Here is a 12,034-nt window from a genome sequence, read left to right on the forward strand (position 1 = left end):
TGTACGTGGGAGCAAACTCTCTGATAGGAGGGTTTGTATTTTTTTTTTTTTTTTTTTTTTTCTAGTTCATGCATAATTATTTCTTTTGGATTTACTATATATTTTGGCGCAGTGCTATATGTTTAGTTATTAATATGCCCAATGGATTTGGGATGACTTTATTAAGTTGTGGGAATTTTTGTATATAAAAAAAGCATAAGAGTGTCGTTTTGGCAATCTTATGCTTCCTATATGAAACAATCAGTATCTGTTTTTACACCCTATTTTTTTTGAGAAAGTAAAGTCCTGTAAGAGAAGAGCAAAGTGTAATTACAACTCCAACAGCAAGGATTCCCCAGGACACAGTACTGTAAGGAATTAAATTAGCAAAACCTGCTAAGAGTGCCCCAAAAACTCCTAACCAAGCTAGGCGTACCACATTATTCCAACCTATATTTTTTTTCATAGGTCATTCACCTTCCTTTCCCTAATTATACCATCACGGAGAAGTTAGATGTTGGGCGATTTAGAATATATATACTTGTGAAAATACATTTCGTATTGTGATTTCAATTTTTGGAAATAACATTCTATACCAAATATGTATCAACTAACGATAAGCTCATACTTCCATTTGCATTAGAAATAATGGAAATATGTTTAAAAACTAAACATTTATGGATATTTGAGGTAAATATTATATTATTTTCCTATTTCAGAAGGGGTTGTTAAGATTTCTACTTAAAGAGGAAGGCGTATCAAGAAGTATTCGGATGATAATATGTTAGAATAATTATTAAGAATAGTCTAGTTGACTAAAAAATGGGTAGTCATGAGAAGAGAAAAGGTTCGAAACGGAGGAATTACATGAGCATAATCAAAAAACACAAGCCAAATAAGCTAAAAATCGGTTTACGAGTATTAATGATTATTATTGGGGCATTTATAACAGCGTATGGACTAGAATCAGTATTAATCCCAAACAATGTGTCAGATGGTGGTGTGACAGGGTTAAGTATCGTTAGTTCAAAACTACTTGGGTTACCATTAGGCCTTCTCATTGCAGTCATTAACATCCCTTTTGTTTGGTTAGGGTATAAGCAAATTGGTAGAAATTTTGCTATTTATTCGATTATCGGTATTGCTTCATTAGCAATTGGTACGGTTCTTATGCACGGAATACCAACTATTATTCACGGTGATACATTGTTAGTTACGGTTGTTGGGGGGATTATTATCGGTTTTGGTATGGGATTAGCATTGCGTAATGGCGGCGCATTAGATGGAATTGATATGTTAGCTGTATTACTTTCTCGAAAATTACCTTTTGGGACAAGTGACCTCATCTTATTTTTAAACATGTTTGTCTTTATTTTTGTCTCCGCAGTATTTGGTCTTGAAGGGGCCATTCTTTCAGCAATTGCTTACTTTATTGCTTCTAAAGTCATTCACATCGTTGAAGTAGGTTTAAGTGGTTCTAAAACATTTAAAATTATCACAAAGGAACCTGAATTAATGGTAGAGACAATTCGAGATCGTTTAGGTCGAAGTGCAACGTATAATGAAGTTTACGGCGGTTATTCACATGAACAATTTAAAGAAATTACATGTGTCATTAACCGTTTAGAAGAAAGTAAAATGAAAGAAATCATTCATGAGATTGATGGGAATGCCTTTGTTACGGTATATGACGTAGCAGAAGTAAAGGGCGGTAATTTCAAAAAACATGATATTCATTAATAGTGTCACAAAAAATCACCTTTTGAGTTTTATGAAAAGGTGATTTTTCTATAAAGGCTATGATGTATGATGAAAAGTACTTAATATGAACTGACGGCAAGATTATTTGTTTGCTTTATGGTTCTTAAAATAGCATCGTTAAAAAACAGTTTTCCAATTGTGATTACTAAATTGTTATCATTTGTACAGTGAGGCGCTTTTGTTATAATGTATTAGTATGATTTATCAATAGAGGGGGTGCTAGAAGAAGTGAGATCATTTAATGTTGATGAATTCATTTCCAGTGTTTTACAATGGGTATTGAATATAGCCCTTATCATATTATCCCTTGTTCTATCTATCTTTTTAATTAATGAAACAATTACATTTATAGAATACATATTTTCAGCAAAAAAATACACATCCTATAAATTAGTTGAAAGTATTATTGTTTACTTTTTATACTTTGAATTTATTGCATTAATTATTAAATATTTTAAATCAAATTATCATTTCCCGTTACGATATTTTATTTATATAGGAATTACAGCTTTAATTCGGTTAATTATTGTTTCTCATGACGAACCATTTGAAACACTATTATACGCAGGAGCTATTCTCATTTTAGTAATAGCCCTATATATATCTAATATGAGGGATCTGAAGAAACATTAAAACATAAAAAATAGTGCAGAATAAGATATTGGACTGCACTATTTTTTATCCCGCATTAACGGACAGTAAGATCCTTACCTAAAGATGTAGAGAAAGAAAAGGATAGATACAAGCAGTTGCATACTGCCTGTTCTATCTTTTTTTTTTATGGTAAAAAAATATCCCATTTTAGGGAATGCTAATACAAGCTGCGCTATAATTATCGGGATTTATCCCGCTATTTGTGGGTGTCCTGCGATTCTGAGCGAGCCGCTTTGGCATTTCAAAAGAAGATAGGCGGGGGATAACTGTCCATAAGAGCCCTCACTTTATAAATTAACAAAATAAAGCATCTAGGAGGAAGACAATATGCATGAAATTTTTATGTCAACTTTAGCAGGGTTAATCGTAGGGGTAATCTTTACGTTATTAAAACTCCCAATTCCTGCACCTCCCGTTTTCTCAGCAATTATGGGCATCGTTGGGGTATGGGCGGGAATGAAGATTGTTCAATTCTTTTGGAGTTAACAAAAAGGAAGCGGGTTTTGGCTTCCTTTTTTTTGTTATGCCCGGGTAGGGTTGTCAATAAAAGAAGACTATGGCAGTATATAAAAGTATATATAACGAGTGGAGGAACTAAACTGATGTCAAATTTACCAAATTGCCCAAAGTGTAATTCAGAATACACTTACGAAGATGGAGTTCTGTTTGTTTGCCCAGAATGTGCACATGAGTGGACGTTAGAAGCGGGAAATAGTGAAGATGAAAAAGTAATTAAAGATGCGAACGGAAATGTATTACAAGACGGTGATTCTGTAACAGTAATTAAAGACTTAAAAGTAAAAGGAACTTCATTAGTTGTAAAAATCGGTACGAAAGTAAAAAATATTCGTTTAGTTGATGGCGATCATGATATTGATTGCAAAATCGATGGCTTTGGACCGATGAAGCTAAAATCTGAATTTGTGAAAAAGGCATAAAGTATTTATAGAAATTAAAAAGGATTACCTTGTATATTTATAAGAGGTAATCCTTTTTAATCTGCTTTCTTTTCCCTAAACATCGAAGTTTAACTCCTTTAAGCAATTTTTATCATTACATAAAAAATTGATGAACGACCTTGATTAAACCAGCAAGACAAGATAATAATACAAAGCCGCCTAAGCAAGAACCAGTAACAATTTGGGTAAATACTAAATCTTGATTTTTGTTCATGGGAATCCGCTCCTTTGTCATATTTTCTAACTTTAGCTTATATGGAATGAAGAAGCGAAAACATCGAATTGCCTAACAAGTTTCTTACATTATTGTAAGAATTCTTGTGTTTAAGAAATTCAACGTTTTTGATTGAAATTATACTAGAATGCATGGGAGCTATTGTTATTCTTTTTTTGTTTCACTTGTTAGTTAGGTATATATACAGGAGTAATCATAAATGACCACATTTTAGGATAACTAGGGTATACAATCGCTTTTCGCCTTGTGTATTTTATTGTTTCCAAATTTAGAAAAGAGTAAACGTTATAATTCCTTCAAAAACAAATTGAACTTCTCCAAACCTTGCGACCTTTGTTTTCCGCGTTTCATAATAAAATCAATCTGCATTTTGTCACGTAGTTCTTTATGATGAATGGCTTTCGTTTCTTTTATCACATCCGCTGGTAGAATTGTTATCCCAAGCCCGGCATGAACCGCTTGGAGCATGGATTCAAGTGAATCAAATTCCATTATAGCTGGGTGAATCCAATTCTGTTTCTCGGCGAAATCGAGTAGTTTATTTCTATATACACAACTTGGATCACTATTTATAAGTAGCGATGGCTGTGGTTGTTCACTTGAAGAAATCAGTACGATGTCTTCAAAATAATGATAAACACTTTCGAACTGCGAATCGTTGTATGGACCGCTTATGAAAATCCCATCAATCTCCCCGTAGGCAAGCATTTCTTGTAATTGGGGTTTATTAGCCGTTTTTATTTTTACATTCATGTTGTGATTGGACTGTAAAAAAGAAGCAAGTAGGCTGGGAACTTTCACAGCAGAAATAGTTTGTGGCGCTCCGATAATTAAAGATTCTCGCCACTTTTTAGGATTTAATTTTGATTTTGCTTCGTCCATTAACATCATAATTTGGTCTGTATAATTCAATAAAATTTGTCCTTCTTCAGTCAACGTTACCCCTCTATTATTACGCTCCAGTAATTTGACGCCTAGTTCTTCTTCTAAGCTTTTTATGCGCTGACTAATATTTGGCTGCACATATCCGAGTTTTTCGGCGGCTCTAGAGATAGATTGTAATTCGGCAACATGTTTAAAAATCCATAAGTCATGACTTTCCAAAATAGATCCCTCCACTGATATCATTTGAAATGATACCAACCTTATTATTCAGTATTATACCTTTCGCAAGAGTAAGGATACAATGAGTGATAACAAATAAGATAAGAAGAGGAGAAGGGACAATGGAGATAAAAGATAAAGTAGTCATGATAACAGGCGGCGGTACTGGTATCGGAAGGGCGACGGCTTTGAAGCTAGCAGATGCAGGGGCGAAAGTTGTCATCAATTACAGCCGTTCTGAAAAAGAAGCAGTAGAAACAAGGGACGAAATTGTAAAGCGCGGAGGTACAGCGCTCGTTTTAAAAGCTGATGTTGCAATAGAAGCAGAAGTGGAAGATATGGTCCTGCAAACTGTAAAGTCTTTTGGAACAGTAGATGCTTTAGTAAACAATGCGAGTATAACAGCGCAAATACCGATGGATGATTTGCAGTCTGTAACAGATAAAGTGTGGGATACTCTTTTTAACGTAAATGTGAAAGGGATGTTTCATTGTATAAAGGCCGTTGTTCCTTATATGAAGAGGCAAGGATTAGGTGCAATCGTGAATATAGGAAGCGTAGCTGGGACAACAGGGCTAGGTTCGTCTGTTCCGTACGCAGTAACAAAAGGGGCCATTCATACGATGACAAAATCGTTAGCTATTTCACTTGCACCTCAAATTAGAGTAAATAGTATCGCTCCTGGTGCAGTTCATACAAGATGGTGGGCGGATCATGAAGAGAAGATGCATCAACTTGCTGGGAACATACCACTGAAGAGAATTTCAACACCTGATGAAATTGCTGAGGCAATCCTGTTTCAATTGACGCAAGAATCAATTACGGGGCAGATATTTACAATTGATAATGGACAGACGCTATGAAGTTGCAGGAATTGATTTTGGTGTGAATTTAGTTGCCACTTTGTATGATTCAAATGACTGCCCTTTTTTCATTTGGGAAGAATGAATCGGTAGCGTAAAACAGTAGATAAAGGGAGTTCTTATAGGGGAGGTTTCTTAAGAAAAACTTAAGAAATCTCCCCATTATTTGTTAAGAAATGCAATTTATACTGAGACCTATACAATACCGATGAAACGAGGTGATGTTTCATGCAACTTATTACATTTTTAGCTGAGTTTATCAAGCATCCTAAACACATTGGAGCGATTGCACCGAGTTCGAAACTATTAGCGAAAAAAATGGTGGATGCAATTAATTTTGAAGATGCAAGATACATTGTGGAATTAGGGCCAGGCACAGGGGTTTTTACAAGAGAAATTATGAGGCGAAAACAGAAACACACCACGGTTATTCTGATTGAAGTTAATGAAGTTTTTGTGAGGGATTTGCAGAAACAGTTTGGGAATGATCCAAATGTTTTCGTTATCCACGGATCGGCAGAAAATATACAAACATACATGAGAAAGCTACAGATAGACAAAGTCGATTATGTATTATCCGGTTTACCATTTACCTCGTTACCGCTGGAAGTATCATCACGTATTTTAAGCAATGTGATGGATGTGTTACAAGAACATGGTGAGTTTATTACATTTCAATATTCGCTCACCCGGAAATCGTTTATACAAACTTTTTTCCCGAAAGTATCTGTTACAAAGGTTTGGTTTAATTTCCCGCCAGCTTATGTGCTAGATTGTAGAAAAGAAGTAGGGAGTGCTGTCATGTATGGAGTTACATGAGCTGTTATCCTATATTCAGCATTACGGTTACGGTGCTTTGTTTTTTTGTTTATGGTTAGGGATTGTTGGTATGCCACTCCCTGATGAAATGATCGTGATGAGCGGCGGCTTGGTTTCATCCATGCATATATTAATGCCAATTCCCGCCTTTCTATTAACGTATTTCGGCGTTGTATCAGGACTTTCTTTAGGGTATATCCTTGGAAAGACAGTAGGTTCGAAAGTTCTGGATGCATTGATGAAAAAGAAGAAGGCGAAGTATCTTTGGAAGTCACAAGCATTGCTTGATCGATATGGACATTATGCATTAGTAATCAGCTATTTTATACCCGTAGTAAGACATATCGTTCCTTATTTAGTTGGAATCAACAATATGTCATTTAAAACGTATGCTTTGTATTCATATATGACAGGGTTTGTTTGGACGTTATGCTATTTTATGCTCGGGTATATGTTTGGAGGCAATATTAATTACATTGTAGAACTCACAACGAAGTATGGTTTCATTTTTTGGAGTGTCCTTATGTTAATGTTCGGTGTGTACTACATAGGCAGAGAGAATAAAGGATAATGTAACAAAATCTCAAATTTATTTGTTAAAATATTCCTATCGTAGATTGATAATGTTGGAGGAGAGATTGTGAGTCGAGAAACAATACTTGTCGTAGATGATGAAAAAGAAATTCGTGATTTGATTGCGATTTATTTGAAGAATGAAGGATATGAAGTGCTCCAGGCCGGGGATGGTACAGAGGGGTTAGAAATATTACAAAAGCAGCAAGTACATTTAGTTGTATTAGATATTATGATGCCGAAACTAGACGGTATTCATATGTGTATGAAAGTAAGAGAAATAGCTGAGATGCCAATTATTATGTTATCGGCTAAAACGCAAGACATGGACAAAATTTTAGGGTTAACAACCGGAGCGGATGATTATGTCACGAAACCTTTTAATCCATTAGAATTGATTGCGCGAATTAAGTCACAGCTTCGTAGGTATATGAAAATGAGCGGTGGCTTTATCCAAAATGAAAATGAAATTGAAATTGGTGATATGAAAATAAATGTTGCGACGCATGAAGTGATTGTGGGACAAGATGAAGTGAAACTGACACCGAGGGAATTCTCTATTTTAGAGTTACTGGCGAGAAATAGCGGGATGGTATTTAGTGCGGATCAAATTTATGAACGCATTTGGAAAGAACATTCCTTCCAATCTGATAATACGGTCATGGTACATATTAGAAAAATCCGGGAGAAGACAGAAGAAAATCCAAGGAAACCTCGTTATATAAAAACAGTGTGGGGAGTGGGATATAAGATTGAAAAAGATATTTAAACTATTTTATTATGTGATTCAAAAAATAAAAAGATTGTTACGTAGACCTATTAATTACATTCGTAAGAGTATTAGAATTCAATTAATTACGACATTTATTGTCTGTGCTCTGTTAGGTTTTTTCGTATCACGATTGTCTGTTCCGTTTTTTGAAAAGGCAAATCAACATGCCATCATTGATTATAGCGATGGTATGGAGCAAATCAATAATGAAGCAAAGCGAACAGCTGAGATGATAGTGAGAGAAAATACAGTAGATGCATTGCAAAGAATGATTGATATGGAAAATCAAAATGCTGAGCATGAACGGCATGCTTTAAAAGTGCTAGTTACAGATGAAACAGGAAAGGTTTTATATAAAACAAAGCTAGCAGAAGAAGAGCAAATTAATCTGCATAATACAATTCGTAATGTGATGTCTTTTGCTAGTAATCAACCGATTGATTACAATGGTTTAGGTTTAGGAGAAATCAGAGATTTGCACAAAGAATTTATTACTTTTTACCCAGTTACACTGGAAGGAAAAAATTTATACATGTTCGTAAGCGGCATTCCAACTGGTCAGGTGAAATATAGCAAGGAAGAAGGTCCTGTTCCATTTTTTATTGGGGTTCTCGTATTTATTTTTTCTTTCTTCTATATAACGAAGCGAAAGATGAAGCAAATTGAAGCGATGGCAGAAGGTGTGAAAGAGATTGCCAAGGGGAACTTAGCCTATCGGATTGAAAAAAAGGGCAAAGATGAAATGGCTTTATTAACAGAGAATATTAATCATATGGCAGAAGAGCTTATGGTGAATATTGAAAAAGAAAGAAAAATTGAAAAGCAAAAAAATGAATTGATTACAAACGTCTCACATGACTTAAGAACACCGCTTACTTCGATTATGGGATATTTACGCTTATTACGTGATGGGAAATACGAAAATAAAGAACAATACGATGAGTATGTAAGAATCGCATTTTCAAAGTCAGAGCAATTAAAGAATTTAATAGAAGATTTATTTGAATATACGAAGCTAACAAATGAAAAGATTACATTAGAAAAACAAGAAGTATGCATAAACGAACTTCTTGATCAATTAATTGAAGAACTTGTACCGCAAGCAGAAGAACATGATCTTTCCTTTGTGAAAGAATTTCCCGAAGATCGTTTATACGCTTCCTTGGATTCAGAAAAAATGGTCCGCGTGTTTGATAATTTATTAATGAATGCCATTAAGTATAGTAAAGATGAGGGAGAAATTATCGTTTCGCTTCAAAGAGAGCGACGTAACATTCGCATTTCTATTGCAAACGAAAGTGAAGAGTTTACAAAAGAAGAGTTAGAGAACTTATTTGAACGCTTTTATAAAAAAGATCAATCAAGAAGTCGAGTGTCAGAAGGATCAGGGCTTGGACTTGCGATTGCCAAAAGTATTGTGGAACTAGAAGGCGGAGAAATTCGAGCGGAATATAAGAACGGGGCAGTTCAGTTTATTATTGTATTACCGGTTATGGCGGAGTGATGTTTTATGAAGAATGTAGCATTTATTGGAAATATATGGATTTTGATAATGATTTGCAAAACGATGTAATGGTATTATATAGGTAATACTACTTAAAGTAAGGGGAAATGGTAATGGGAATGTTCACAGCGGTTGCAGTAACTAGTGCGATTTTATTTTTAGCTTGGGCTGTAGGGAACCGAGAAAAAGGGCAGCAACAATAATATTAGGTTAGCCTAATTGTAAAAGAATCTGATTTCAGCTATGTCAAGTGTTATATCTTTTCCATATTGTTATTTGTATTCTTCGTATATGATTTGATACTGGTCTTTGCATATGTGACTGATAGAACAGGTTATTGAATACCATCCATTATAAAAAGAGGAGCGCCTCAATCCAATTGAGGTGCTCCTTTTCTATCTATTTATACACGTACAGCTGTACCGCTTACCGCAACCATTAACATTCCGTCGCGAACTACTTCGTAGTCTACATCGATACCAACGATTGCATTGGCACCTTTTTGCGTAGCAAGTTGTTTCATTTCTTCCATTGCAATGTCACGAGCTTCTTTTAATTTACTTTCATATGCACCAGAACGGCCACCTACAACGTCACGAACAGAAGCGAAGATATCACGTACGATATTTGCACCCATAATTGCTTCACCGTTTACGATGTCTACATACTCGATAATTTCTTTGCCTTGAATAGTATTAGTTGTTGTTACGATCATTATTAACACGCTCCTATAATTTCTAAAGGTTTATTGTTATTTCTTATGCTCTTATTATTGCATGGAAACAGTAAAGCAACTATCTCCTAACCTTACATAAAGATGACAGTTTCGTAAGGTTTTTAAGAATTGAAATGAACGACATATACAAGTTGAAAAAATCTTTTTTAGATTGCTTGACTTCTATCTTCGTTGTAACTATAATGATTACAACAGGGCGGTGATAAATATGAAAATTAGTAGCCGTTTTACAATTGCTGTGCATATTTTATCTCTCCTAAAAACTAATCCACCTTCTATTTGTACTTCAGAGTATATAGGGGAAAGTGTGAATACAAATCCAGTAATTATTCGGAAAGTACTATCGTATTTAAAAAAAGCAGGTTTTGTTCAAGTACGTCGCGGCACAGGAGGAGCTTACCTCGTGAAAGGATTGTGTGAGATTACCTTGTTAGATGTGTACCGAGCCGTAGATGTGGTGGAAGAGGAAAAGTTATTTCATTTTCATGAAAAGCCGAATCCTGATTGTCCGGTAGGAGCAAATATACAAACTGTTTTAGAGGTTATTTTAGTTCAGGCACAAGAAGCGCTTGAGCTCGTATTGGAAAGTATAACAATGGAGAAATTAGTTACATCATTAGTAAATCAAATACATTCTGCAAAGTAATTTTTTTTAAATATGTTGTAACTTAATTGATTACAACTGAATGAAAAGTGAGGGAACATAAACATGACTGTAAAAATTAAAGCTTATTCTGATTTTATATGTCCATTTTGTTTTTTAGGAAAAGCTCCTTTGGATGAGATTGTAAAGGGGAAAGATGTAGAAGTAGAATGGATGCCATTTGAATTACGCCCGAGTCCATATCCGAAAATTGATCCATGGAAAGAACCTGACAAGTTAGGTTCATGGGATTCATTTATTGTTCCTACTGCCAAAAAATTAGGAGTAGAAATGCGTTTACCGCGTGTTTCTCCGCATCCATATACAAACCTTGCTTTTGAAGGATACCATTTTGCGAAGGAACATGGAAAAGGAACTGCGTTTCACGATAGAGTGTTTGCTGCTTTTTTCCAAGAAGAACAAAACATTGAAGATATCGAAGTATTAACAAAATTGGCAGGGGAAGTTGGACTCCCTAAAGAAGCATTTAAAGAAGCATTAGTATCAAGAAAGTATAAAGACGTACAAGAAGAAGCATTACGACATGCTTACGAAGAAGCACAAATTATGGCTGTTCCAACATTTGTCATTGGTGATGAAGTGATTCAAGGATTAGCGAGCAAAGAAAGATTAGCAAAAGCAATCGATCAAGAGCTAGCAAAAAGTAAAGAAAATGAATTAGATGGAATGCAATGTAATGTAGATGGATATTGTTAATAAGAGATTGGATGCAGATCAACATATAAAATATTGGGGGAATGACACATGTCAGTTACTACAACAAATTTAAAAGATGCAATTATGAATCGCCGTTCTATCCGTAAAGTGAAAAAGAACGAAAATATTACGAAAGAAAGAATTAGTGAGATTTTAAAAACCGCTTTATACGCACCGTCAGCTTTTAATATGCAAAGTGGCCGCCTCGTTGTATTAATGGATGCAGAACATGAAAAGTTTTGGGATATCGTAAAAGAAACACTTCGCGCCCTTGTTCCAGCAGAAAATTTTGAGGCAACTGTAGCAAGACTGCAAGGATTCCGTGATGGAGTAGGGACAGTGCTATTCTTTGAAAATCAAGAAACTGTGAAGACAATGCAAGAAAACGCACCATTATATAAAGACCAATTCCCATTCTGGTCTCATCAAGGAAGTGCAATGCTGCAATATGCAACATGGATGGCTTTATCTGCAGAAGGAATTGGGGTGTCTCTACAACACTACAATCCAATTGTTGACGAAGAAGTAAAACAAACTTGGAACATTCCAGCAGAGTGGATCCTAGTGGCACAAATGCCATTTGGTGAACCAGATGAGCAGCCAGGTGAAAGAACATTGTTACCTTATGAAGATGTGGTGAAATTCTATTAAGAAAAGCGAATGATTTCCTGAATAGGGAACACACAATTATTATGGGGAATGGATTCAACTTAAA

The 12,034-nt window shown here is 35.1% G+C and carries 16 protein-coding genes; 12 read left to right on the top strand and 4 right to left on the bottom strand.

All coding sequences use genetic code 11. The annotated features are described in order from the left end of the window. Positions 1-253 precede the first annotated feature (253 nt). Positions 254-445 (bottom strand): hypothetical protein, encoded by a 192-nt coding sequence (locus AB1280_RS20055; protein WP_429756776.1) that lies wholly within the window; start codon positions 443-445, stop codon positions 254-256. Positions 446-846: 401 nt separating this feature from the next. On the opposite strand from AB1280_RS20055, the gene AB1280_RS20060 reads away from it, so the two are divergent. The 4 genes from AB1280_RS20060 (at position 847) to AB1280_RS20075 (ending at position 3,332) form a co-directional block, all read left to right on the top strand. Next, on the top strand, positions 847-1,719 hold the full coding sequence (locus AB1280_RS20060) for a YitT family protein (RefSeq protein WP_429756777.1): 873 nt from the start codon (positions 847-849) through the stop codon (positions 1,717-1,719). A gap of 249 nt (positions 1,720-1,968) precedes the next feature. Continuing rightward, positions 1,969-2,373 carry a phosphate-starvation-inducible protein PsiE gene (gene psiE / locus AB1280_RS20065; protein WP_272189105.1) on the top strand — a complete coding sequence of 135 codons (405 nt, stop codon included), beginning with the start codon at positions 1,969-1,971 and terminating at the stop codon, positions 2,371-2,373. A gap of 348 nt (positions 2,374-2,721) precedes the next feature. Next, the gene (locus tag AB1280_RS20070) at positions 2,722-2,880 is read left to right on the top strand and encodes a XapX domain-containing protein (RefSeq protein WP_098918943.1); all 159 of its coding nucleotides are present in this window, start codon (positions 2,722-2,724) and stop codon (positions 2,878-2,880) included. Between the two features lie 116 nt (positions 2,881-2,996). Continuing rightward, positions 2,997-3,332 (top strand): zinc ribbon domain-containing protein YjdM, encoded by a 336-nt coding sequence (locus tag AB1280_RS20075; protein WP_272189107.1) that lies wholly within the window; start codon positions 2,997-2,999, stop codon positions 3,330-3,332. Positions 3,333-3,447: 115 nt separating this feature from the next. On the opposite strand, the gene AB1280_RS20080 is transcribed toward AB1280_RS20075, so the two are convergent. Beyond that, positions 3,448-3,567: a DUF4027 family protein gene (locus tag AB1280_RS20080; protein WP_429756778.1), complete on the bottom strand. Its 120-nt coding sequence runs from the start codon at positions 3,565-3,567 to the stop codon at positions 3,448-3,450. 306 nt (positions 3,568-3,873) lie between these two features. Then, positions 3,874-4,692: a LysR family transcriptional regulator gene (locus AB1280_RS20085; RefSeq protein WP_429756779.1), complete on the bottom strand. Its 819-nt coding sequence runs from the start codon at positions 4,690-4,692 to the stop codon at positions 3,874-3,876. A 122-nt stretch (positions 4,693-4,814) separates the two neighbouring features. Here AB1280_RS20085 and AB1280_RS20090 point away from each other — a divergent pair, with 122 nt between their 5' ends. From AB1280_RS20090 to AB1280_RS20110, 5 genes are all read left to right on the top strand, one after another. After that, complete coding sequence (locus AB1280_RS20090) at positions 4,815-5,555, top strand: SDR family NAD(P)-dependent oxidoreductase (RefSeq protein ID WP_429756780.1); 741 nt, start codon at positions 4,815-4,817, stop codon at positions 5,553-5,555. Between the two features lie 228 nt (positions 5,556-5,783). Then, positions 5,784-6,374, top strand: coding sequence for a class I SAM-dependent methyltransferase (locus AB1280_RS20095; RefSeq protein ID WP_272189111.1), 591 nt, complete (start codon positions 5,784-5,786; stop codon positions 6,372-6,374). Continuing rightward, the gene (locus AB1280_RS20100; protein ID WP_429756781.1) at positions 6,361-6,945 is read left to right on the top strand and encodes a DedA family protein; all 585 of its coding nucleotides are present in this window, start codon (positions 6,361-6,363) and stop codon (positions 6,943-6,945) included. Before AB1280_RS20095 ends, AB1280_RS20100 begins: the two co-directional genes overlap by 14 nt. A gap of 69 nt (positions 6,946-7,014) precedes the next feature. After that, entirely contained in the window at positions 7,015-7,716 is a 702-nt protein-coding gene (locus AB1280_RS20105) for a response regulator transcription factor (RefSeq protein WP_429756782.1), read from the top strand. After that, complete coding sequence (locus AB1280_RS20110) at positions 7,700-9,223, top strand: ATP-binding protein (RefSeq protein WP_429756783.1); 1,524 nt, start codon at positions 7,700-7,702, stop codon at positions 9,221-9,223. Before AB1280_RS20105 ends, AB1280_RS20110 begins: the two co-directional genes overlap by 17 nt. A 403-nt stretch (positions 9,224-9,626) precedes the next feature. On the opposite strand, the gene AB1280_RS20115 is transcribed toward AB1280_RS20110, so the two are convergent. Further along, positions 9,627-9,938, bottom strand: a complete 312-nt coding sequence (locus AB1280_RS20115; protein WP_000637487.1) for a heavy metal-binding domain-containing protein — start codon at positions 9,936-9,938, stop codon at positions 9,627-9,629. A 229-nt stretch (positions 9,939-10,167) separates the two neighbouring features. On the opposite strand from AB1280_RS20115, the gene AB1280_RS20120 reads away from it, so the two are divergent. From AB1280_RS20120 to AB1280_RS20130, 3 genes are all read left to right on the top strand, one after another. Continuing rightward, a complete protein-coding gene (locus tag AB1280_RS20120; protein ID WP_429756784.1) occupies positions 10,168-10,605 on the top strand; it encodes an Rrf2 family transcriptional regulator in 438 nt (145 codons plus the stop codon). A 63-nt stretch (positions 10,606-10,668) separates the two neighbouring features. Further along, the gene (locus tag AB1280_RS20125) at positions 10,669-11,319 is read left to right on the top strand and encodes a DsbA family oxidoreductase (RefSeq protein ID WP_272189117.1); all 651 of its coding nucleotides are present in this window, start codon (positions 10,669-10,671) and stop codon (positions 11,317-11,319) included. 48 nt (positions 11,320-11,367) lie between these two features. Then, the gene (locus tag AB1280_RS20130; RefSeq protein ID WP_429756785.1) at positions 11,368-11,970 is read left to right on the top strand and encodes a nitroreductase family protein; all 603 of its coding nucleotides are present in this window, start codon (positions 11,368-11,370) and stop codon (positions 11,968-11,970) included. Positions 11,971-12,034 lie beyond the last annotated feature (64 nt).

This window comes from Bacillus sp. S10(2024), from assembly GCF_050473865.1.
In the GTDB taxonomy this organism is placed as follows: domain Bacteria; phylum Bacillota; class Bacilli; order Bacillales; family Bacillaceae_G; genus Bacillus_A.